This window comes from Chryseobacterium gossypii, assembly GCF_041361455.1.
GTDB lineage: Bacteria > Bacteroidota > Bacteroidia > Flavobacteriales > Weeksellaceae > Chryseobacterium > Chryseobacterium gossypii.
Genome location: NZ_JBGCUR010000035.1, coordinates 1 through 23,735, shown reverse-complemented (window position 1 = coordinate 23,735; position 23,735 = coordinate 1). Strand labels below are relative to the sequence as shown.

Annotated in this window: 15 protein-coding genes and 2 tRNA genes; 6 read left to right on the top strand and 11 right to left on the bottom strand. The window is 41.6% G+C overall.

The features are described 5' to 3' along the window. Nucleotides 1-35 precede the first annotated feature (35 nt). The 6 genes from ABMQ40_RS15040 to ABMQ40_RS15015 all read left to right on the top strand — a co-directional run bounded on the left by ABMQ40_RS15040 (nucleotide 36) and on the right by ABMQ40_RS15015 (nucleotide 3,266). On the top strand, nucleotides 36-164 hold the full coding sequence (locus ABMQ40_RS15040; protein WP_370901030.1) for a penicillin-binding protein: 129 nt from the start codon (nucleotides 36-38) through the stop codon (nucleotides 162-164). Nucleotides 165-959: 795 nt separating this feature from the next. After that, nucleotides 960-1,031, top strand: a tRNA-Pro gene (locus tag ABMQ40_RS15035). Between the two features lie 437 nt (nucleotides 1,032-1,468). Next, a tRNA-Tyr gene (locus ABMQ40_RS15030) sits at nucleotides 1,469-1,552 on the top strand. Nucleotides 1,553-2,056: 504 nt separating this feature from the next. Beyond that, on the top strand, nucleotides 2,057-2,542 hold the full coding sequence (locus tag ABMQ40_RS15025; protein ID WP_370901028.1) for a ribonuclease H-like YkuK family protein: 486 nt from the start codon (nucleotides 2,057-2,059) through the stop codon (nucleotides 2,540-2,542). A gap of 161 nt (nucleotides 2,543-2,703) precedes the next feature. Further along, a complete protein-coding gene (locus tag ABMQ40_RS15020) occupies nucleotides 2,704-3,072 on the top strand; it encodes a 3'-5' exonuclease (RefSeq protein WP_370901026.1) in 369 nt (122 codons plus the stop codon). Further along, a complete protein-coding gene (locus ABMQ40_RS15015; RefSeq protein ID WP_370901024.1) occupies nucleotides 3,069-3,266 on the top strand; it encodes a hypothetical protein in 198 nt (65 codons plus the stop codon). The genes ABMQ40_RS15020 and ABMQ40_RS15015 overlap by 4 nt, the downstream gene beginning before the upstream one ends. Before the next feature lie 71 nt (nucleotides 3,267-3,337). Here ABMQ40_RS15015 and ABMQ40_RS15010 read toward each other — a convergent pair whose 3' ends face one another. From ABMQ40_RS15010 to ABMQ40_RS14960, 11 genes are all read right to left on the bottom strand, one after another. Beyond that, nucleotides 3,338-3,835, bottom strand: coding sequence for a cupin domain-containing protein (locus tag ABMQ40_RS15010; protein WP_370901022.1), 498 nt, complete (start codon nucleotides 3,833-3,835; stop codon nucleotides 3,338-3,340). Nucleotides 3,836-3,899: 64 nt separating this feature from the next. Then, a complete protein-coding gene (locus ABMQ40_RS15005; RefSeq protein ID WP_370901020.1) occupies nucleotides 3,900-6,170 on the bottom strand; it encodes a GH92 family glycosyl hydrolase in 2,271 nt (756 codons plus the stop codon). 312 nt (nucleotides 6,171-6,482) lie between these two features. Next, entirely contained in the window at nucleotides 6,483-8,873 is a 2,391-nt protein-coding gene (locus ABMQ40_RS15000) for an endo-beta-N-acetylglucosaminidase H (RefSeq protein ID WP_370901018.1), read from the bottom strand. Nucleotides 8,874-9,222: 349 nt separating this feature from the next. Further along, entirely contained in the window at nucleotides 9,223-10,650 is a 1,428-nt protein-coding gene (locus tag ABMQ40_RS14995; protein WP_370901016.1) for a glycoside hydrolase family 125 protein, read from the bottom strand. 16 nt (nucleotides 10,651-10,666) lie between these two features. Beyond that, entirely contained in the window at nucleotides 10,667-12,964 is a 2,298-nt protein-coding gene (locus ABMQ40_RS14990) for a GH92 family glycosyl hydrolase (RefSeq protein ID WP_370901014.1), read from the bottom strand. 85 nt (nucleotides 12,965-13,049) lie between these two features. After that, a complete protein-coding gene (locus tag ABMQ40_RS14985) occupies nucleotides 13,050-15,116 on the bottom strand; it encodes a glycoside hydrolase family 97 protein (protein ID WP_370901012.1) in 2,067 nt (688 codons plus the stop codon). Nucleotides 15,117-15,239: 123 nt separating this feature from the next. Then, entirely contained in the window at nucleotides 15,240-16,211 is a 972-nt protein-coding gene (locus ABMQ40_RS14980) for a glycoside hydrolase family 130 protein (protein ID WP_370901010.1), read from the bottom strand. A gap of 39 nt (nucleotides 16,212-16,250) precedes the next feature. Continuing rightward, nucleotides 16,251-17,543 carry an MFS transporter gene (locus tag ABMQ40_RS14975; protein ID WP_370901008.1) on the bottom strand — a complete coding sequence of 431 codons (1,293 nt, stop codon included), beginning with the start codon at nucleotides 17,541-17,543 and terminating at the stop codon, nucleotides 16,251-16,253. Between the two features lie 68 nt (nucleotides 17,544-17,611). Next, nucleotides 17,612-19,240, bottom strand: a complete 1,629-nt coding sequence (locus ABMQ40_RS14970; RefSeq protein WP_370901006.1) for a SusD/RagB family nutrient-binding outer membrane lipoprotein — start codon at nucleotides 19,238-19,240, stop codon at nucleotides 17,612-17,614. A 10-nt stretch (nucleotides 19,241-19,250) separates the two neighbouring features. Beyond that, nucleotides 19,251-22,211, bottom strand: a complete 2,961-nt coding sequence (locus tag ABMQ40_RS14965) for a SusC/RagA family TonB-linked outer membrane protein (protein ID WP_370901004.1) — start codon at nucleotides 22,209-22,211, stop codon at nucleotides 19,251-19,253. Nucleotides 22,212-22,746: 535 nt separating this feature from the next. Further along, a complete protein-coding gene (locus ABMQ40_RS14960) occupies nucleotides 22,747-23,625 on the bottom strand; it encodes an AraC family transcriptional regulator (protein WP_370901002.1) in 879 nt (292 codons plus the stop codon). Nucleotides 23,626-23,735: the final 110 nt, after the last annotated feature.

Here is a 23,735-nt window from a genome sequence, read left to right as displayed (position 1 = left end):
TTAGGAAAAAAAATTATCTTTGCATTAATAAAATTATGAAACCACAAAGAGCACATATCAATGCAGATCTATGCGAAATCCCTTCAATAAAGGGACTATTCGGATATGAAGGGATGATATGGAATGAGGCGAAATGTGCTTGCTTTGGAAATTATTTACACTAAACCCGTAAAAATTTAATCAAAATACAGCAGAAACGCCTCGGTTACCGGGGCGTTTTTGATGCTTTTAAGGCAGGAAATTATTTAGAATGAAAAAAAATAACCAGAAAATTGAAAATTTTTAATCAGTGATGAAATTTTAATACGATAAATAAGAGTGATTAATAACCCGGTGAGAGACAGTCATTTAGGTAATTTGGATATCTGCAAAATATTGCGGACAGGGCTTTTATTTATTAAAATTAGCTTGTAATCATCTGGTTTTCAATGTTTTGTATTTTAAAAATATTTGCATGTTTCAAAAATTCATATTTACTTTGCAACCGAAAATTGAAAGCAACCGTTTTCAGAACTCATAAACAGAAAATAAAATGAAACAATTACTTAACATATTCAATCAAAGTTCAGGAGTGTACGGACAGGAGCCGAAAGGATTTGTGTGTCTTAATGAGAGCGGATTTGTTGATAAAAGGTGTTTATATACGTAGGTCTTATGACCCGATACGTCAAAAATATACAGCACCTCCGTATGAGGTGCTTTTTTTATGGTTTCTTTAGCTGGTGTGCCGGCCTGTGGAACGGAGAACAGGGTTCCCGGAGAAATCTGTAAACTATCGCTGACGGCTGAAAGGACAGATCTTTAAGCCAAAGCTGAAGGCCCGGTTCCTGCCGGGATTACGATAAAGTATGAAATTGATAAAGATGAGGTTGTCAATAACCCCATAAACCGCAAAGGTTCACTGAAAATTTCGGATCTGACTGTCTCTCGGAGAAGAAATTGGAAGCTGAACCTGTAAACTGGAAAGATAACGGTGGTTGTTTGCCCGCCTTGGACGCGGGAGGTCATAGGTTCGAATCCTATTTTCCAGACAAAGCTTGCCTTATGAGGTTGAGCGTTTTAAATCTGAGATTTCGTATCTCAATGAAACTGGTTTGCTAAGCCAGGTTGAAAATCCGGATCTTCCGGAATTGCAATTGAGCTGAATAGTAATTGTTTCAGGAGAAGAGAAAAAGTTTGTCTGAGCGCAGAAGATCTTTAATTAAAAACACAAATGCAGACAAGCTTTTCCTTACTCCGGAAAATCAAAAAGTTAGCAATAGAAAATGGCTGACAAATAATATGATGGTTCGCCGAAGTTGAAGAGTCGGGGCGGTCTGCAAAACCGTTGCGTAAGCTGAGTGGGTTTGATTCCCATAACCATCTCAAATACTAAAATGAGAAAGCTGGAGAACAGGGCTTGTTTAAGATTAAAAGGAAACAGGCCTGCTTTTCCTTCCAATGAAGGATAATTCATGGCTCATTAAAAGGAAGTACGCCGAAGCCGGAGAGTCGGGGCAGACTGTAAATCTGTTGCTTTATTGCTGAGCAGGTTCGAATCCTGCTGCTTCCACAATCGCTGATAATGTAATGGCAGCATGCAGGAAATGTACTCTTGTTGTTCAGGTTCGATTCCTGATCAGTCGGTTACAATATAGCAGCCGGTATACTGGCTCACATAGAATATATAACAGGTAAATGGGAAGAGAAGGGTTTGTCAGGCGCAGAAGATCTTTATACATTACTAACAGGCATAGTTTATCAATAGACAAGCCTTCTCCAACCTTTTAACGGGAATGGCAGACTCCTTGATTTGGTTCAGGATTCAGGGGTTCATTCCTCTTCCTACAAAAATAACCTTTCAGATAAGGCTTAAAGCGGAAAGAAAGGTATATGAGTTGACATGCCAATCTGAAAACTAAGGTACAGGTTCGATTCCTGTCTGTTCCGCAGAATACTGAATGGTAAAAAATTATTAATGAGATTATTCGGGATCCGGAACGCATAATGTGTAACTTATAGCTCTCAATATGTTTATGAACAATATAAAATGTGAAACTTAAAAAACAGGTAAAAAATGGAAACGCAACAAGAAACATGGCAGAACATGAATGGAAACTTTTTCCATAAACCTATCACCCGGCTGGTGGAAGAAGCCATCATCCGTGAACAGGCTAACGGACACCGGCTGAAAGTTTGTGTGGGGTCAGATTCCCACGTCTATGGTGAGGCCATTAATTACGCTACGGCGGTCGTGTTTATCCGTGAAGGAAAAGGAGCGTTTACCTTTATCAGAAAAGAAAGAGAAATACAAAGTCTCAGTATCAAGGAGCGAATGCTGAATGAGGTGAACAAATCCGTAGAGATCGCTTACGCTATTTGTCCCGTTCTGGATACTTACGGGGTAGAGCTGGAAGTGCATGCGGATATTAATACCGATCCGGATTTCAAATCCAATGTCGCACTGAAAGATGCTATGGGATATATTCTGGGGATGGGATACGTGTTTAAGGCCAAGCCTTTTGCATTTGCAAGTTCCAATTGTGCTGATATGATGGTTTAGCGAAATAAAACTAAGATGGAGGTAATGTATGTGTATGCTCTATCAGAAGATTTCCGTCACAGTACACTCATTAGAATCTGAATGATGCGGGAAAGCAGGGTATCCTCTGTTACCGGAAAATTTTAGTACTGTTTCGATGTTTTTTAAAAAAAACGATATCTATGAAAACAACAGATAAAATTTTAATTATTGATCTTGAAGCCACATGCTGGGACGGCCGGCCACCCAGGGGCCAGGAAAGCGAGATTATTGAAATAGGAGTATGCATTATGGATGCTGAGACCGGTAAGATTTCTCAAAGCGAAGGGATCCTGGTGAAGCCACAGTACTCAACAGTGAGTCCGTTTTGTACCGGGCTTACCTCCATTACGCCAAAAATGCTGGATGAAGAAGGTGTCTTATTTGAAGATGCATTGGATATCCTGAGAGCGGAATACCATTCTGAAAACCTGACCTGGGCAAGCTATGGGAATTATGATGTAAACATGCTCCGGAACCAGGCCAGAAGGCTTACCTGGACTATCCTATGAGTGATGACCACATTAATGTGAAAACATTATTCGGAAGATTGAATCCGGTGATCCGGAAAAGTGTGGGAATGGCCAGGGCTTTGGGAGTGCTGGGCCTCACCCTCGAAGGAACCCACCACAGAGGTGTGGATGATGCCAGAAACATTGCAAAGATCTTGTATTGGTGCTTGCAGAATAAATCAGCCTACGCATAATGACTAAAAAGCTCCCGAAAAAGGGAGCTTTTATTTTTTTTAAATCTTAAATGGGACTCTTCTCATCCGTATTATCTGCCGAAATCATCCTGTACCCTGACAATGTCATCCTCATCTGAGGGGTGGGAAGCATCGGTATGCTGCCAGATTTCAGCCACCACTCCCCAGTCGTCCAGTCCGATCAGCCGGTGTCTTTCGCCTTGCTGAAGCTTTACCTGGTCCTTAGGATGGTATTGTTTCAGTTCACCTTCCTCATCCGTATTGCTTCTTTTGATTCCAACTGTGCCTTCAACCACCTGCCAGATTTCGGCCCTGCGGTGATGATACTGCCAGCTTAATCTGGCGTTCGGTGCCACAAGAAGGATCTTCGGGCTTAGTTTTCCTCCTATTTTCAGACTTTCCACATCAATCCCGTCAAAATATTGGTTGGCAAAATCCTGGGCCTGATTTTCTTCAATCACAAAGAAGCCTCCCCAAGGTCTGGTATCGTCTTTGGCTACTACATTAAAGCCTTGTGATGCCAACATTTTTTCCACTTTATCAAATACTTCTTTTTTTTCTGTGCTCATATAGCTTTTTCTAGGTTAAGTTATCTTAAAAACAAATTCATTCGTTTAACAGACAGGATAATGATTACTCCTTCGACATGGAGTAGGGGAAATCCTTTTCCTGTGATCCTCTTTCTTTATTAGGACGGCTGTCCATCTGAAATTCCAAAACGGCCCCTTTCATCAGTTCCTTATGGCTAAGCCAGTTCCTGGAATAAGGCTGACGGTTCATATTCAATGATTTTACATATATATTTTCGGTGTTGTTTCCGGGGGCTTTTATTTCAATCTTATTTCCGTTTTCCAGATAAATAGTCGCTTCTCTGAATAACGGGGCACCCAGAACGTACTGATCTGTTGCCGGCGTAACCGGGTAAAATCCTAAGGCCGAAAATACATACCATGCCGAAGTCTGGCCATTATCTTCATCACCACAATAGCCGTCAGGTGTGGCATGATAGAGCCTGTCCATGACCTGTCTGACCCAATATTGCGTTTTATACGGGGCTCCTGCATAATTGTACAGATAGATCATATGCTGGATGGGCTGATTGCCGTGGGCATATTGTCCCATATTCATAATCTGCATTTCGCGGATCTCATGAATGACACTTCCATAGTAGCTGTCATCAAAGATTGGCGGGAGGGAGAAAACCTCGTCCAGTTTGGCTTCAAATTTCTTTTTGCCACCCATCAGTTTCGCCAGTCCGTTAATGTCCTGGAAAACGGACCAGGTATAATGCCAGCTGTTTCCTTCCGTAAAGGCATCTCCCCATTTGAAAGGATTGAAGGGAGACTGGAAGCTTCCATCCTTGTTTTTACCCCGCATAAGCCCTGATTCCGGATCGAACAGGTTTTTATAATTATAAGCTCTTTTCCTGTAAATATCAATTTCAGAAGCCGGCTTTCCCAGAGCTTTCCCCAACTGGTAGATAGCAAAGTCATCATAAGCGTATTCCAGGGTCCTGGCAGCATTTTCATTGATTTTTACATCATAAGGGACGTATCCCAGGCTATTGTAATATTGTACCCCTCTACGGCCTACGGCATCCATCGGTCCTTCATTGGCAGCTCCATGCTTTACCGCCTGCCAGAGCGTTTCAATGTCGTAGCCACGAAGTCCTTTTATGTAGGCGTCGGCTACCACAGAGGCGGAATTGTTCCCGATCATGATGTCAGAATAGCCGGGACTGCTCCATTCAGGTAAGAACCCTCCTTCTTTAAAGGCATTGGCCAACCCTTCCTGCATTTCAACATTGATGCTTGGGTAAACCAGATTCAGAAAAGGGTATAGTGCACGGAAAGTATCCCAGAACCCCGTTCCGGCGAACATCCTTCCGTCCAATATCTTACCGTTGTAAGGACTCCAGTGTCTTATCCTGTTTCCCGCATCAATCTCATAAAGTTTTTGCGGAAAGAACAGGGTCCTGTACAAGGAAGAATAAAATGTCCTGATCTGCTGATCTGTACCTCCTTTTACCTCGATTTTTCCCAGGGTTTTATTCCAGATATTTCTGGCGTCGGCTTTTACCTGTTCAAAGCTTCGCCCTGCTATTTCCCTGTTCAGATTCAGCTCAGCCTGCTCAAAACTGATGAATGAAGAAGCTGTTCTGGCATACACGGTTTCCTTACTCTTCAGTCTGAAACCTATGACGGCTCCGGTATGATCACCGGAAATTTCCGGCTGATTATTTATAAAATTACCATCCTTCCAGGTAGTTGTAAAATCAAAATCCTTATCAAACTGAATAACAAAGTAATTTTTGAAGTTCTGGTATTTTCCTCTGGAATACTTGGTGGTATAGCCTAAAATTTTCTTTTCCTTAGGAATAATTTTGATATAAGACCCTTTGTCTAATGCGTCAATAATCACATAGGCACTGTCCGTTTCAGGAAAATCGAATTTAAAAAATGCCGCCCTTTCTGTGGGGGTGATCCCGGTAGTCACGTTGAGGTCAGCCAGATAAACACTATAGTAATAGGGTGTGGTGATCTCGGCCTTATGGCTGAACCAGCTTGCCCGGTCTTCTTCCGTGAATTTTAGCTTTCCTGTTCCTGGCATAATGGCAAAGGCCCCATAATCATTCATCCATGGTGATGGCTGATGCGTCTGCTTGAATCCTTTTATTTTGTCTGCATCATAGGTATAAGCCCATCCGTCACCCATTTTACCTGTTTGTGGCGTCCAGAGGTTCATTCCCCAGGGAAGCCCAATGGCAGGGTAGGTGTTCCCGTTGGATAAAGAGGGCTTAGACTGGGTTCCCATCAAAGGATTAACATAATCTACGGGAGACAAATTCTGGCTGAAAGCCAAAATATTGAAAAAAAGGAAAAAAGTTGAAAATAAAAACTTCATTGTATGGTCTTGTTAATTATTCAGCTTTTCTTAAACTTGAATATTGTTCAATTCTGATAAGCAAGTTTAAAATATTTTTTTTTATTCTTTGTATTATTTTTCATATTGTTTCTCCGCGATCAGTTTTTGCAGCTAAAAGACAGACAAATAAGAAAGTAAAATAATGGTGTAAATGGAGTCTCATTCTATTTTAATCCTTAAATCGGACGATTCATCATCATTCCACCTGTTTGCATTTGCTTTCAAATTTGTCTGTCAGTCTGCTCAGGGGCAATCAACCGATAATGTATTGATGGCCCTTGATTTTAAATATTATTCCACAATTATTTTTCCGGAAGATATGGTCCTGTTGTCTGTGGAAGTTATATTGTAAAGATAAACCCCGGAGGTAAGTCCCTGTGTATTTATCGTTGCGGTATTTCTGCTGATATCCTGGCTTTTTACCAGTTTTCCGGAAATATTGTACAGCAGTACTTTGCTGGCAGCGCTGTCACTGGTTTTAAAGTAAATGTCATTACCTTCCTTTACAGGATTCGGATAAACGTCGTTTTCTTTTACAGGAGCAACATTCCTTACAGACAGTGGGGTAGCACCACAAGGCACGTCTGTTCTCCAGTTGGAATTTGACATATTAACGAGGGTGGCAAAATGGGTTTTAGGGGTAGAGTCCAAAGCTCCGTTGCCACTGCCTTCGTCCATTTTCCAGTTGGCTTCAAGATCAGGCGAGTCGGCTGCAACATTACACATGTTGCCTGCAATTTGCTGTGCTGTCAGCGCTTTTTTCCATACCCTGAATTCATCCAGGAGACCGTTAAATGCCCGTGAATTATCATAATTCCTTGCCAGATAAAGGATTCCGTTTGCCGTGAAATTACCTGTAACGGCATAGCTTGCATCAAGGTTGCCATTGATATAGATTTTCATGGATGCACCATCATAGGTAGCGGCTATATGATACCAGGTGTTTGTGTTCAGTCCGGTATTACTGTTGAGCTTTACCTGGGAGGCTCCGAAGCTTAAGATGAATTGTAATTTATTGTTGGCAAGGTTACCGTCACCAAATCTCAGCATTGCCGAATTATTATCTCCCACTTCAATACCGATCACTGATGAAATATAAGGAAAAGAAGGTTTGAACGAATTTGCTTTTACCCAGCCTTCGAAAGTCAAAGCATTCCCACTGAGATTAAATTGTCCTGCGTTAAGATATTGAGTGCTGCCGTTAAAAGCAAGCGATCTTGGTCCCGGGCTTTGTACAGGCTTGAAGCCGCTGTTAAATGTTGCCTCACCGGAATAGGCGCTGGAATTGGCCGGGCTGCAAACCGACTGCACTTTCCATACATAGCTGGTATTTTCCGACAGATTCTGTAGTGTGTAAGTGTTGGCAGGAATATTCTGGATCTCGGTCCAGGTGGTTGCAGCAGCGGTCTTGTATTGAAGGTTATAAGATGATGCGCCTACCGCATTCCAGGACAGCTGGACCGTATTACCAAGAAAGCTTCCGGCCGTTAAACCTTCCGGAGTTCCGCATCCGTTTCCTGTATTAAATCGTGGTGCAAAGATATAGGTACTGGTAAGCGTTGCGGAACAATTGGATTGTATCCTCCAGTCATAATCTGTGTTTAAGGTGAGATTATTGATGACAATGCTGTTCCCTGAATAATGGGTTGCAACATTTATCCATGTGCTTGAGTTGGCCGGCTTGTAATCGATATTATAAGTCTGGGAGCCGTTGGCCGTCCAGTTTAATTTAGCTGAAGTTCCTGTGATATTGGTGGCTTCAAGACCTAAAGGCGGGTTACAGGTGGCTCCCTCGGTCCAGGAATACAGCTGGCCGCTGAGCTGTGTATTTTCGTTGTATAGGATGTTTGATGCCGTACTCAGATAATTGGCCACGTTATTCCCTTTCAGGTCGTACCACATGAAAACGCCATAGGCGTCATTTTTAGTATTGGTTGCCAGGTTCGCCAGAGTAGAGGTCGGCGTATTACCTATCCAGGTTGCGGCGGGAGAAAGTTTGGTTTTGTTAAGGGGCGGAACATTAGGCACACTATAGGTACTATACATGGCATTCCAGCTGTAATTAATGTAATTTCCTGCTTTATCACCATTATAGGTCTGCCTTGATATGGCCTCACCGTAGTAGTAAAAAGTGATCAGTTTATCCGGCATTGCAGCCTTAAGCTCCTGAAGAAGCATGACAAAAGAGCTGTCATTAGGTAGCCCGGTTCCGTTATTTCCGTAGCCGGCATATTCATCATCCAGGTCTACGCCGTCCAGTCCGTATGTATATACAGTATGGGCGATCTGTAAGGCAAAATCACGTGCTGCCTGCTGGTTCGGGAAGTTACAGATACCGGCTCCCTGGTGGTTTCCCAAAATATCCAGCAATACCTTTATCCCTTTTTGCTGCAAAGGTTTAACATAGGTGTTAACGTCGTTCAATACTTTCGTGACATTGTTATTATTAGAAACATAAGCCCTGTTTTTGGAAACATCATAGTTGATATTGGCGGCAAAGATAATGGCGACATCAAAGAGCTGTTTATGGCTGTTTTGCAGAGTATAAGATCCTACATTCAGGATATTGTTGCTGTTGACTTCCACATAGCATACACCCAATGGATTAAGTGGTTGAGCATTGATCAGGAACTTCGCCTGAATCAGGAAAATCAATACGAGAAATGTTAATTTTTTTTTCATAATGTAATTTTTTTGTTTTTTTATAACTGTTTGAAATGATTGTCATTTAGTTCTGGCCGCTTTATAAATCAGTATGAACAGGTCTTTTTCTGGCCAATCACATGTTTGTTCAATAGAACAATTCAGGAAGACTCTTGGGAAGGTTATAATTTCCTTCAGTTTCGTTGTCCATTTCCAGGAGCCTTAATGCTAATCAGGAAATTATCAGCAACGGCATACCGGACATCCGTATTGCTGTTTCCCGGGACATTAAATACCGTTCCGGCGGTATGAAACTACTATTGTTTTTTCATTCTTTTGACTTTACATATTTACATATTATCAGAATCACTCAGAAAGAAATGCAGGCTTATACCAGCAGGTCCTGGTTTTCATTATAGGTTTTCCATAATAATTCTCCGAATAATGTATTTGCCCAGGCAAACCATTCCCGGGTAAATTTTTTATCGTTATCCTTATGAAAGGATTCATGCATGAACCCTGTCCCTCCATGGGTCTTTTGCAGGGTCTCTATACACCACCTGATCTCTTTTTTATCTTTGGTGGTGAGGGCTTTCATGATGATGCTCATCGGCCAGATCATGTCCAGTCCGATGTGAGGACCGCCGATTCCTTCGGCCAGCTTACCTTTGAAAAAGAACGGATTATCTTTTGACCATACGTATCTTCTGGTGTTCTGGTAGACCGGATCATCCGGCTTCACGGCATCAAGGTAAGGTAATCCTAACAGGCTGGGGCAGTTGGCATCATCCATAAGGTTGTAGCTTCCGAACCCGTTGGTTTCAAACGCATATATTTTTCCATATTCAGGATGGTCATAGATTCCATACTTTTTTACAGCGGCATCCACTTCATCAGCAAGATTGTTCAGCTGCTGAGCTAGGGCTTTTTCATTTTTTATCTGTGAAACCATTTCTGCGGCCTGACGGAGGCTTACTATGGCAAACAGATTAGAAGGGATCAGAAAGGCATAAATGGTAGCATCATCGCTTGGGCGGAACATAGAATGAATGAGCCCTACAGGGTTGGTAGGATAGCCATAGCCACCCATTGGGATTCCGTCCGTTGCCCACGCTGTTGTTCGTTCAAACTTATACGGGCCTAAGCCTGTTTTTCTCTGCTGTTCCACAAAAGTCTGCAAAGTGAGTCTGATCCCCTGTAACCATTTGTCATCAAAAGGTTTTGTATCTCCGGTAGTTTTCCAGAAATGGTAAGCCAGACGAACAGGATAGCATAAGGAATCGATTTCCCACTTTCTTTCATGGGTGCCGGGCTTCATATCCGTATGATCATACTCTTTCCATTTGCTTATTTTATTTTCATCATTGTAAAAGGCATTGGCATACGGATCTTTCAGAATAAATTCTGTTTGTTTGCGGATGACTCCGGAGATAAGCTTATGGAGCTTCTCATCTTTTTTTGAAAACTGCAGATAAGGAAAAACCTGGGCTGAGCTGTCACGGAGCCACATGGCATCTATATCCCCGGTAATAACGTAGGTATCCGGTATTCCGTTGGTTTCTTTGTAGAAAACAGTGGTATCCAATGTATTGGGAAAACAGTTTTCAAATAGCCAGGCCAGTTCCTTATTCTTAACTTTCTTTTTGAAAGCCGCAATGGCATTTTCTACCGCTTCGCTGGTGAAATGTCTTTTATTTTCGGGAACCCGTACCACAGGGAATTCTTCTGTATTAAAGCTTTTTGCAAAGGCATTTTGGGTAAACAGCAATCCTGCTCCTGCCAGTGCACTTGTTTTTATAAATTTTCTCCTTTCCATAGATACTTTTATTTCATTATTTTATATTATTTATCTTATGGGGTCTGCTTCCCATTACAAATTTCAGCTCACCTCCTTTCATGATGTCGCTGTGATTGATCTCCCAGCTGTTGAATTCCTTGCCATTCAGGTATATTTTCTGAACATATATATTTTTATCGGATATTTTATCGGCAATAACGGTGAAGGTTTTTCCATTTTCAAGTTGTAAGGAGACTTTCGGAAATTGCGGCGCGCCAATGGCATAAACGGGTTTACCGGGTGTAACAGGGTAGAACCCTAATGAAGAGAAAATATACCATGCTGACATTTGCCCGCAGTCTTCATTATTGACAATGCCGTCCGGTTTTGCAGCATACATATTGTCACGGATGTATTTTAGCATTTTCTGGGTTTTATAGGGAGCGTCCGCATAGTTGTAAAGATAGGGTACATGATGTCCCGGCTCATCTCCGAATCCCAGGGAGCCGATGAATCCTGAAATATCAACATGCTGCTCGCCCTGCATTTGCAGCTTTTCAGTAAAGGTTTTATCCAGTTTTTCCTCAAATCCTTTTTTCCCTCCATACAATCTGATCATTTCATCGATCTGATGCGGCACAAAGAGATCATAGGCCCATATATTCCCGGAAACCCAGTGAGGCTGCAGCTTTTTCCAGTCATTCAAAGGAAAATCCGGTAAGAATTGTCCGTTTCTCTGTCTTGGCCAGAAATGGTTGTTTTCTTTATTGAAAGTGTTCAGGAAATTCATTGAGCGCTTTTTGTAAACTTCAATGTCTTCCTTTTTTCCCAGCTTTTCCGCGAGTTGTAGGATGCACCAGTCATCATAAGAATACTCCAGGGTTGCTGAAACAGAGGCTCCGTTTTCCGATGGGGAATATCCTAGCCTGATATAGTCATTCAGGCCTCCGCCGCCATCGCTGCTGCTCATTTTATCCGTTAAGGATGCATCTTTCATGGCAGCAAATGCTTTTTCGGCATCAATACCGGGCACCCCCTTAGAGATGGCATCCCAGATCACTGATACGCTGTGATAGCCAAGCATGCAGAAATTATCATACCCGCAAAGCTCCCATATCGGCATATGATCTTTACGGTCTGTATACCTGCTGATCAGGGAATTGGCAAATTCCCGGGTATGTTTCTGATCCATGATGGTAAGCAAAGGATGAGTTGCCCTAAAGCCGTCCCAATAAGAATAAGTGCTGTAATTGGTAAACCATTTCGTATTCATATTTTCTTCGGCAGCGACATAATCTCCATTGACATCCATGTAGAGGTTGGGAGCAATGAAAACATGGTAAACCCCCGTGTAGAAAATCTTCCTCTGATCATCCGTACCTCCGGTCACCTGAAATCTGCTGATGAGGTCCCTCCATGTATTTTGTGCGGTTTCTCTGGCTTTTGCAAAATCCACATTCAGGGCTTCACTGTCAAAGTTTTGCTGTGCTCCTTCTATGCTTACCGGTGACAGGGATACTTTTACCTCAATGCTTTCATCCTGCCGGGTGGAAAATCTTACAAAGGCTTTGGCATCCTTGCCCAGGGCAAATCTTTCGTTATCTTTTATTTTTCCTTCAGCGTATACACCATAAGATTTAAACGGTTTGGAAAATTCCATCACGAAGTAGGCGAATCTTTTGCCTCCCCAGCCATTGCTGTAGCAATAGCCTTTTATTTTATTTTGGCCTTCTATGCTTACAAACGTGTGATTGACATTTCCGAAGATCTTGTTGGTAGGATCGACAATGATGTTGGCTTCTTCACTTTTCGGAAATGTATATTTATGGAAGCCAACTCTCGGAGAGGCAGTAAGCTCTGCCTTGATTCCATAGCTGTCAAGCATTACGGAATAATATCCTGGTGATGCGGTTTCCCTTTCGTGGCTGAATCTGGAACGGTAGCCTGTTTCAGGGTTCTCCTCAGTACCCGGGATCATCTTTATTTTTCCGGTAGTAGGCATCACCAGAATGTCTCCGAGATCCGCCCACCCTGTTCCGCTAAGGTGGTTATGGCTGAAGCCCATTATGGTTTTACTGCTGTAATGGTATCCTGAGCACCAGTCCCAGTCGCCGCTTCTGGTATTCTGATCCGGACTGAGCTGGATCATCCCGAAAGGTGTGGTGGCTCCGGGAAACGTGTGCCCGTGGCCGCCTGTTCCTATGAACGGGTCTACCCAGGAAAGAATATCATTTTTAGATTGCTGTGATCTTCCGGTTTGAAAAAGCAGAGTTATCATAAAAAGGATTGATATCTTTTTCACGCTAATATTCCTGTTTTTCTTAACGCTTCTATTAATAACAGTTGTGGTCATTTATATAGTTATTATTTTTATGGACAATATTCCAGTTTTATCAAAATTATTTATTGTTTCTGATATTTCTGGGAACCTTTCACCCTTATTTTATGCTTATGGCAAATCCGCCTCCCGGCGCAACGTTCACATTGAGTCTGGTTGTATTCTGCACATTTACTTTTTCTATGGTATAGCTTTTCGGATTTTTATTCCAGCTTGCATCTTTACCGTCTTTATAGAGAACAGCGGTATATTTTTTACCTTTAGGTAAAAAGCTGAAATCTATTACCGCCTGTCTCGCGTTTTCATCTGTGATCCCTCCCACAAACCATTCGCTCTTACCTTTGGCTTTCCGGGCAATGGTAATGTAATCTCCCGGTTCTGCCTCCAAAACATAGGATGCATCCCAATCTACCGCAACGTCCTTGATAAACCGGAAAGCATCCGGATACTTTTTATAGTTTTCAATAAGGTCTGCCGCCATTTGTAATGGACTGTACATTACCACATACAGTGCCAGCTGTTTGGCGAGTGTTGTACTTAATTTTGCCTTGTTCTTACCATAAACGGAAAGGTCTCCTTCAAAAATTCCGGGTGTATAGTCCATGGGGCCACCCATTAATCTTGTGAAAGGCAATATGGTGGTATGGTCTGGCCGGTTACCGTTAAAAGATTCAAATTCTGTCCCTCTCGCGGATTCTTGGGCGATCCAGTTGGGAAATGTCCTGTTCAGGCCTGTTGGTCTTGCTGCTTCATGGGAATTAACCATTATTTTATATTCTGCCGCTTTTTCCACCACATAATTGTAATGGTTTATCATCCATTGGCTGTCGTGATATTCGCTTCTCGGGATGATCGGACCTACGTATCCTGTTTTTACGGCACTGTAATTATTATCTTTCATAAACCGGAAAGCACTATCAAGCTGTTTTTCGTAATCAATGACGGAAGAAGTTGTCTCATGATGCATGATGATCTGGACGTTTTTCTTTTTAGCATAGTCTCTCAATTCGGTCACATCAAAATCAGGATAGGCTTTTGTAAAGCTGTAGATTTTTTCTTTTACATAGGCCTGATTGTCTTCCCAGCCTTCATTCCAGCCTTCTACGAGAACGGCATCGAATCCGTTTTCTGCCGCAAAATCAATATATTCTTTTACATGTTTTGTATTAGCTCCATGATGGCCGTTGGGTTTTTGCCGGGTATAGTCGGTCTTGCCAATGACAATATCCTGATTATCGGTGTAAGCCCAGGTAGAGCCACCTCCTGTAAAATATTCCCACCATACTCCTAGGTACTTCATCGGTTTTATCCAGGATGTATCCTTTATTTTTGAAGGTTCATTAAGGTTCAGAATAAGATTGGACGCTAAAATATCTCTTGCATCATCACTTACCACGATTGTTCTCCACGGTGTAACGGAGCCTGTCTGTATAAACGCTTTATCACCATTTCTGTCAGGGGTGAGATGAGCGGACAGAATAAATCTCTTGTCGTCAACATTCAATGCCATTACCGGAAAATTCACCAAAGCCGCCTCGTGAATATTGATGTACAGCCCGTTATCAGATTTCAGCATCAATGGGGTCTGAACCGCTAAAGAAGTAGCAGGGCTTTTTGCCGCTAACGGCTCTTTTCGTACCTCATCTATCAGACCGGCTATTTCGGAGAGCTTGGATGTGGTAACAGGAAATTCGTTGGTATCATAATCCGCAGGTATCCAGAATGCCTTGTCATTTCTGGCTAAATTGAAAGAAGTGGCCTCGTCAAGGATCCTGAAATGTCTCAGATTTTCCTGAACCGGAAACTCATATCGGAAGCCGAGGCCATCATCAAAAAGCCGGAATCTGATATCGAGTTTCCACAGGGTTTTCTTCTGTTCCAAACTGACGAGCATTTCAGTATGATTATCCGTAATTTCGCTGCTTTTCCCTAAAACGGGTTTCCATACCTGATTATCTTTACTGTATTGTACCGATAAAATCCTGAAGTTTTGGGCAAAAGAATCCGGACTGTTAATTGCAAATCCCAGCTTACTGTCATCTAAAACCACTTTGCCTTTATAAGTGAGCTTATAAATGGGTTCTTCTTTATCATTTATAGAAAAACTTAATGATAACTGATGATTGGGTGAGAAAAATACTTGTCCATTACACAATGAAGTCAACATTAACCCAATTGTAACTAAAAATAATAATCTGTTCATTATGAATGCCGCAAGATAAACATTATACAAATCATCTGATAATCATTCCAAAATAGAGCAATGATAAATCTCTACAATTTAGTCAATTTAAATTGAATTGTTTTTCATAAAATCAATAATCTCCGAGATATATCCAAAGGCAATGGCTACTACCGTATCTGCCGCACCATAATAAACCGTTACCTTATCACCTTCATTCAGAGCGGCGCAAGGGAAAATTACGTTCGGAATATCTCCTGTAAGCTCGTAGAGCTCTGCCGGAGCCAGCAAATAAGGCCGGGTGCGGTACAATACTTTTGAAGGATCCTCAAGATCAAGTAATGCTGCTCCCATGGAATATCGGAACCCTCTGCAGGTATTGATCACTCCATGATAAAAAAGCAACCACCCTTCGTCTGTTTTTATGGGAACCGGTCCGGCTCCTATTTTAGTGCATTGCCAGGCACTATCCTCGAAAGGAGCTACCTTCATTACGCACCTGTGTTCTCCCCAGTATTTCATGTCCGGGCTATAGCTGATATAGATATCTCCAAAGGGGGTATGGCCATTGTCGCTCGGCCGGCTCAGCATGGCATATTTACCGTTGATTTTTTCCGGGAAAAGGACCCCGTTCCTGTTGAATGGCAGAAAAGCATTTTCGCACTGAAAAAATTCTTTAAAATCGAAGGTATAACCTACCCCAATGGTCGGACCGTGGTATCCGTTGCACCACGTGATCCAGTAGCGGTCCTCGATAAAGGTTACGCGGGGATCGTATTTATAATCGGATTCGATCATTTCGGTGTTTCCTGCTTTCATTTCGATAGGCTCATGGTTGATCTCCCAGTGGATGCCATCCTTACTGAAGCCTGCAAAGATATTCATCTGAACAGCTTTGTTATCACACCGGAATACTCCTGCGAAACCGTCTTCAAAAGGGACAACCGCACTATTGAAAATACTGTTGGATGTGGGAATTGCATATCTGTTGATGATCGGATTTTCGGAGAAACGCCACATAATATCATGGCAACCTTTTGGCCGGTCCTGCCAAGGAATCATTACTGATTGAGAAGTCATATACTATTTTACTTTTATTTGAGATTGTTGATAATTGAATTAATGTTCGTTTTGTTCTTCAGGATAGGTGAACGGCACCAGTGAGGTAATGACAAACGCAGGAATAGTAGCGATCAGCACCCAGATGAAGAACATCTTATACCCGATCCAGTCACTGATCATGCCGCTGAACATGCCGGGAAGCATTACCCCAAGATTCATAATCCCGGATGCAAATGCATAATGGGCGGTTTTATGCCTGCCGGGTGCTACCTGCTGCATCATATACAGGGTAAGCCCCACGAACCCAAATCCGTAACCGAAATATTCTATCATAATGGCAATACTTACCGGAAGCAGGTCGACAGGCTGGTAATAGGCCAGCAATGCGTACACTACAAACGGAATATTGAAGGCACAGCAAAGCCATATCAATGATTTTTTCAGACCACGGGCAGAGATGAAGTATCCGGCCAGAACGGAGCCTAAAATGAATGCTCCCGAGCCATAAGTACCATAAATAATTCCTATATCTGAAGTAGACAGCCCCAAGCCTCCCGAGGCTCTGGGTGCCTTGAAAAATAAAGGCGCAATTTTTATGGCAAACCCTTCCGCAAAACGGTACAGGATAATGAACAATACAGACCAGATGATATTAGGTTTTGTGAAGAAAGAGGTGATAACTTCCCATAATTCTTTGCGGACATTTTCTTTGGTTTTTTTTTCATCTGATGCTTTTACCCGGTTTTCTTTTGGTAAAATCAGGTAATGATAGGTTGCCAGTGCAAAAAATAAAAGGGCATAGATCCCCATAATGATCATCCATGCATGGGTGACGTCGTTCTTTTTTTCCAAAACCCCTGCGAAATAAACCAGGATACCGCTGCTGATGATTTTGGCCAGATTATAGAAAGCCCCCTGCCAGCCAATGTATCTTGCCTGTTCCTTGTTGTTCAGGAAATGGATGTACGTGCCATCTGTCACAATGTCGTGCGTGGCCCCGCAAAAGGCGATAATGGCGAAAAGGGCAATACTGTATCTGAAAAAATCATGCAAAGGAAGGCTTAATGCGATCAGGGCAAACAAAATTCCTATTGCGAACTGGGTGAAAACAACAAAAAACTTTTTGGTCTTATAGATCTCCAGAAAAGGGCTCCAAAGAGGTTTTAATGTCCAGGAAAGCATAATAAGGGCCGTCCAGAATGTGATCTTTGAATCTGAGATTCCCATATCTTTATACATGATCCCTGAGACTGCATTAATGGTAACAAAGGGTACCCCCATTGCAAAATACAGTGTTGAGATCCAAAAGATAGGATTTATCGAGATAGATTCAGGGTTGTTTTTCTCCATTTCATTAAGATGTTAAAAAAAGAGGCCAATCTGGTCTGATGCTGACCTCTTTTCTTCGATGGGTTAGATTATGGCTTTTTATCCCACCATAATTTTGTTGCTCCTGTATCAGGGCCGTTGAGTGTTTGTACAGCTTGTAAATAATTAAAAAGTGAGTTTTTTGTATCAGTTGTAAAAGGAATCCTTCTGATCATTTCATCAGTACTGATCAATCCGCCACTATCATTTTTCCTTATTTTAAATAAGATCGGATATCCTGTCCTTCTTTGTTCTGCCCAGGCTTCAGGTCCGTTCGGATAAAGTGCCAGCCATTTTTGAGTAATGATTCTTTCTAATTTTCTTTCGATAGGATCAGTATCATTCCAGGCAATGGTAATAGTACTCAGCTGAGGATCTCCTGAAGGGACATTATTCATGGCATTTTTGGGATCAATATAAGGAGCTTCAGTAGCAGTGGTATTGGCAAGATAAGTTGTAACATCAGCACTTTTACCCCATTCGCCGAAAGATTGTTTTACTCCGGTTTCATAATTGGTCTTGGCATCACCTGCACCTGCATATCCTCTTAATGAGGCTTCAGCTTTGAGGAACCAGGTTTCTGCTGCCGTAAATAATTTAAGTTTACCGTCAGTAGCTGAAAAATAATCCCCTACAGCGGATTTGGCCTGTGGTTGAGAAAAGCCGCCATAGGTTGCTTTTCCATTTAGCAAATCTATTCCTTGCCGTATTCCGATATATTGCCCCTGAACGGCATTGTCTGTTGCCGGGATAGCATAGGCAGGAAGCCTTGGGTCATTATATCCATTCATATAGGCCATCAAAGGTGCGCCTATCAGGCAATCTCCCCAGGAATAGATAATGAAACTTAGCTCAGATTGTCCCACACTAATCAAAGCGTTATCGGCATTATCGGTAATCAGTCCCGCGGGTGAAGCAAGGGCTTCTTCAGCGTATTGTTTTGATTTTGCGGGATCAGCATAGCTCATTCGCATAGCCAGTCTTAGCTTAAGAGAATTGGCCAGCTTTGCCCATTGGGCAATATTTCCCTGATAAACCAAATCTGCCTTTTGCAGTGTAGATTTATCTTCTATATTTTCCGTGTCAGGCAGTGCCTTTACATGTTGCAAATCAGAAATGGCAGCGGTAAGGTCATTGATGAAATAATTGTATGCGTTCTGCTGAGAATCGAAATCTGTAGTTCCGTTTGGGTTCGGTGTTTCGTATTTACTATATACTACAGGGCCATGACTGTCTGAAACCCGGGCAGCTGTGATCACTTTCAGTATTTTTTTTACGGCAAATGTTGCCGTAAAATCAATTCCCGGATAGTTATTCTTGGCGGCATTGTCAATGATGATAGAATAATTGAAAATATCCTGTTGTCTGGCGATAATCCTGTTATTCCATCCATCCATCATATAATAGGTAAGATTATTTTTCCCGCCATTAAACTGTGTAGCAGTACTAAACATACCACTGTACATATCGGCACTAAGATTAGGGTATAACTGGTAATCTGACTGGAGCCCCCGTTGCATAGATTTCAGAGGATTAACAATTGCGATAAAGTCGGCATAAAAGTTTTCAGGACCTCCCAGCTTTTCTTCATTATATCGGTCAAGTTCATTGGTACATCCGGTAGCGGAGATCAATGCAACTGCTGCGAGCATCCATGCCTTAATATTATTGATTTTCATTTTTGTAAAATTAGAAGTTAGCTTTTAATGATAATCCCACAGATCGGGTAATTGGTAATCCGAACGAGTCAACTCCCACTCCGCCGGGAGTATTTCCGGATACTTGTTCAGGATCGAACGGAGCTTTTTTATAGAAGAAGAACAAATTGGTACCAACAAGGCTTACGGTTGCATTTTTCATATATTTTGAATTGATATCAAAAGTATACGAAATTGAAGCCTGGCGGAGGCGTACTGTTGTGGCATTATACATATAAGCTTCATCAATCCCTGTCCCATTATTGATTCCTCCCACGGCACTATAGTATGCCTTTGCATCAGTTTTCCCATTATAGGGGGTCCCTGCCAAAGGTGTTCCCGGAGCATATACTGCATTTGGGATAGATACACCTCCGGCATCCCTGGCATCGGCAGAAGCTTTACTTACACCATACAAATCATTTGCTTTTTCTGTAAGAGATAAAACTTTACCTCCAAACTTCCCGTCAATAAGGAAAGAAATTCCTAATTTACCAATGTTGAAGGCGTTATTGAACCCTAAAATAAACTTAGGGTTCGGATTACCCAAATAGCTGAGGTTATTTGTAGTGGCCAGTGGCACACCATTCTCATCAACTAAGATGCGCCCCTGATCATCTCTCTGGTATTTGATTCCGTAAATATCCCCAAAAGAACCGCCGAGCTTAAGCTTGGTATAATTTCCACCACCGGTTAAGGCAAAAAGCTGATCCTGCGGAATGTTTAAACTTGAAGGAAATAATTCAACGATCTTGTTTTTGTTCGCAGATCCGTTTAATGTGGTTGTCCAGTCGAATTTTTCTGTATTGAAAACTTTGAAAGACAAGGAAGATTCAAAACCTGTATTCCTTATCTTTCCAGCATTGATATAATAAGACCCTGAAGGGATACCACCTAGGTTGGAAGCGATTGTAGTTTCCAATAACTGATTGGTGGCATTGGAGTTATAATAAGTGATATCAAAACTCAATCGGTTTTTAAATAATCTCAACTCGGTTCCGGCTTCAAAAGTTTTGTTGAGCTCCGGCTTAGGAAACAGGTCGGAATAACGGGGATCGGTTACAAATGAGCTTTTAGGATATACAATTGTTCCGGCATCCACCCCGTACGAGAAAGCTTTGTTATACTCCACCATCGCATTTGATATATTGGCTGGCAAACCTAATCCAACGGTGGCGTAAGATGCTCTCACTTTCCAGAAATTAAAAACTTCAGGCAGTTTAAAAACAGAAGATAATATGGCATTTGCTCCCACGGATTCATAGTCGAATCCTGTTCTTCCGGTTAAAGAAAGAGTAGAATCCCAATCATTTCGGAATGTCATATCCAAATAGAACATGTTCTTATATCCTACGGAGGCACTGGCAAAAAATGACTGAACCTGTTTTTTTAAGTTCCAGTAGATATTGTGATAGCCGTCTCCCGGGCTCCTGTTTACATTCCACTGAAGATTGTTCAGGGTAAACAAATTCGGATTCGCCAGATAAGCATTATCGATCTGGTTTACTTTGTTCCGGGTGGTATTGATACTTCCTCCTACTGTAAAGTCCAGTGAGATATTCTCACCAAGCTTAGGGCTACCGATAAGCAAAACATCTCCGTAGGAAGAGGTATTCTCGTATACATTTTTGAGAAGCCTTCCGTTGGCTCCGTTCACCAATAAGGTAGGATCTGAATAAGCTGCAATATCACGCTGGCTGTCGGAAATATTCCAGCTATAATTTCCTCGTACCCTTGCGGTTAGCCAGGGGTTGATCTGATAGGATAGGGAAACTGATGTATAAGTGTTTTTGTTGTCAACTGTCACCGGGTTTCTGTTCAGGATCCAATACGGATTCTGGGTAGCAGGGTTCCCTCTGAATGAACCATCTCCGCCTATTTCCCACCAGTTTTGTGCAGGCAATAAGCGGCTTTTGTTTATATAGTAATAATTATCCGGCCCATACTGATCGAAGTCTACTCCTCTTGGCAGCCAATACAAGCTTACCAAAGGTGAAAAAGAAGCTCCTGGTGTTTGTCTGTTTTTACTGTTTTGCAAGGAGCCTATAAAGTTGGCATCTAATGTAAGTTTGTCATCCAGGAATTTGCTTGAATTTCTGAAAGAGATGTTATACTGATCAAAATAGGATATTGGGACAACTCCTTTGTTGGTAGTATTTCCTATAGAGAAGTAATTAGTTGATTTTTCATTCCCCGATTGAAAGGCAAGACTATTGACCCAGGTAGTTCCTGTCTGCAAAAAATCTTTAAGATAATCTTTAGAGACACCTTTGGCTCCCCAGCTGTATATAGAGGCACCCGGGGTTTCACCAGGCACTGATGGATCATAAGACAAATAGCTGTGCTGTAGCTTAGGAAGACTATATGCCCGCTCTACGGTCAGGCTGGTACTGTAAGTTATGGAGCTTTTGCCTATGCGCCCTTTTTTAGTGGTGATCAATATGGCGCCATTACCTCCGGCGGAACCATATAAAGCTGATGCAGAAGCTCCCTTCAAAAAGTTGATGCTTTCAATATCGTCCGGGTTGATGGAACTCAATACATCTCCAGGATCCGGCATAGTGGAATACTGGCTTATCCCGGGTGCCTGTCCTTCCCCGTTGGTGATAGGGATCCCGTCGATCACATATAATGGCTGACTATTTGAAACTGATTTATTTCCTCTCATTATCACCCTTACTGAGCTTCCTACACCATTGGTTCTGTTGATCTGCACATTCGAAACTTTACCATTGATGGAATTTAAAAGATTGGGGGTTTTAACTTCTGTTAGTTCGTCTCCGCCGATCTGTTGGCTGGAGTAGGTCAGAGAACGTGCTTGCCTTTTTACACCCAGGGAGGTAACCACAACTTCCTGGATATCCGTGGTCTTAACAGAGTCTGCAGTCTTTCTCTCCTGTGCAAATCCGGATACCGAAAAAGCTAATAATACGGGTATAACTGTTTTTCTCATAAATTAGAATAGTTAAGGGGTTATTGGGAATCTTCTTAAACTTTAATTGTTTACAGTTTACCGGCCATAAAACAAATCTTTGTGTTTTTTTTAATCAGGGATATGTTATTAACAGTTAAAGTTTAGTTAAAATTTAATTCACATTGACAAATCTAAATTTTGTAGGCAGTCTGATATAATACTATTTTGTCATAAAATGATATTATTTTTTCGTGTATTTTTGAAATGTCTTGTTTGTATGTTGATTTGCAGTATTATACAAGGGTTTTGCTATTCCGGTCCTATGATGTTTTTTTTGCATTTTTTGATAAAAAATACGTCTTCTGGCTTAAAAAAATGAATAGTATGATTGGCATATGTATATTTTTTTATGTCAGGAATATCGGATGATAATAATCTGACTTCACAAGCTGCATGCTGTTCAACTGATTAAAATGAACAAAGCCGTGTTACAGCATGTAACGCGGCTTATATAGGATGTGGTGATCACCTCAATTTGCGCCCGTATCGTGTGGATTAGCTATAATGGATATGATTATTCGATTTTTTTTACTCCTTTAAATAATTCTTTAAACTCGGTAGGTGTTGTTTTTTTTATGGACTTAAAGACCTTATTGAAATTGGCGATGTTATTAAACCCTGCCTCAAAAGCTATCTCAAAAACACTGAGGTTCTTTTCCATCAGCCAGCGGGCGGCGTAACTTATCCTTATTTCATTCAGGTAATTGACGAATGTTTTGCCGGTCCTTTTTTTTATGAACCGGTTAAAGGTCACGTTGCTCATATTGACCAGAGAGGCCACATCATTCAGCGTTATTTTATTCTCAAAGTTTTTATGGATATAGTCATGAACGATCTTCATTTTATCATTATCCGCAAAGGTTTCAAGCTCTATGCTATAGGATGACAACAGGGTCTTGTTCTCAGCGACAGCCAATTCATTAAGAATCTTCATGATCTCGATGAAAGATTCAAAACTGTTCATCTTTGATAAGTTGAGAAAAGAATCCTTTAGTTTTTCAGCAGTTTCCTGTGAGAATAAAATTCCTCTGATGGATTCTTTGATCAGATTGTTGATAGGCTTCAGTACATTTTTTTCCATCAGTGAAGGATTAAAGAAATCCTGGTTGAACTGAATGGTGATTTCATGAGTCTTTCTGTTTTTACACTTATAATTAGCCCAGCAATGAGGCAGGTTAGGACCTATCAATACCAGTTCTATATTACCGATTTCTCCACTATGGTCGCCAACCATCCGGCGATATCCTTTTCCCTTGTATATGAAATTGATCTCAATTTCCGGATGATAATGGTATGGAAAATCAAATGATGTTTTTATCCTGTCAAACACAAGAAAACTGTCTTCAGGAGAGAGTGGGGTGATCTCTCTCAAAATATTTTCTAATTTGCTCATCTATGTTTTGAAGACATTAAATTAACCATTCTGTACAAACTTCGTAAATTTATATTTAACCCGAGTTCGGGATAAGAATAAGAAATAAATTTGTGATAAAAAGTAATAAT

Coding starts and splice junctions, on each gene's coding strand:
- ABMQ40_RS14980 (WP_370901010.1), bottom strand. CDS start 16,211: ATGACTTCTCAATCAGTAATGATTCCTTGGCAGGACCGGCCAAAAGGT.
- ABMQ40_RS14970 (WP_370901006.1), bottom strand. CDS start 19,240: ATGAAAATCAATAATATTAAGGCATGGATGCTCGCAGCAGTTGCATTG.
- ABMQ40_RS15020 (WP_370901026.1), top strand. CDS start 2,704: ATGAAAACAACAGATAAAATTTTAATTATTGATCTTGAAGCCACATGC.
- ABMQ40_RS14975 (WP_370901008.1), bottom strand. CDS start 17,543: ATGGAGAAAAACAACCCTGAATCTATCTCGATAAATCCTATCTTTTGG.
- ABMQ40_RS14965 (WP_370901004.1), bottom strand. CDS start 22,211: ATGAGAAAAACAGTTATACCCGTATTATTAGCTTTTTCGGTATCCGGA.
- ABMQ40_RS15010 (WP_370901022.1), bottom strand. CDS start 3,835: ATGAGCACAGAAAAAAAAGAAGTATTTGATAAAGTGGAAAAAATGTTG.
- ABMQ40_RS15005 (WP_370901020.1), bottom strand. CDS start 6,170: ATGAAGTTTTTATTTTCAACTTTTTTCCTTTTTTTCAATATTTTGGCT.
- ABMQ40_RS15000 (WP_370901018.1), bottom strand. CDS start 8,873: ATGAAAAAAAAATTAACATTTCTCGTATTGATTTTCCTGATTCAGGCG.
- ABMQ40_RS14995 (WP_370901016.1), bottom strand. CDS start 10,650: ATGGAAAGGAGAAAATTTATAAAAACAAGTGCACTGGCAGGAGCAGGA.
- ABMQ40_RS14985 (WP_370901012.1), bottom strand. CDS start 15,116: ATGTTGACTTCATTGTGTAATGGACAAGTATTTTTCTCACCCAATCAT.
- ABMQ40_RS15025 (WP_370901028.1), top strand. CDS start 2,057: ATGGAAACGCAACAAGAAACATGGCAGAACATGAATGGAAACTTTTTC.
- ABMQ40_RS15015 (WP_370901024.1), top strand. CDS start 3,069: ATGAGTGATGACCACATTAATGTGAAAACATTATTCGGAAGATTGAAT.
- ABMQ40_RS14960 (WP_370901002.1), bottom strand. CDS start 23,625: ATGAGCAAATTAGAAAATATTTTGAGAGAGATCACCCCACTCTCTCCT.
- ABMQ40_RS14990 (WP_370901014.1), bottom strand. CDS start 12,964: ATGACCACAACTGTTATTAATAGAAGCGTTAAGAAAAACAGGAATATT.
- ABMQ40_RS15040 (WP_370901030.1), top strand. CDS start 36: ATGAAACCACAAAGAGCACATATCAATGCAGATCTATGCGAAATCCCT.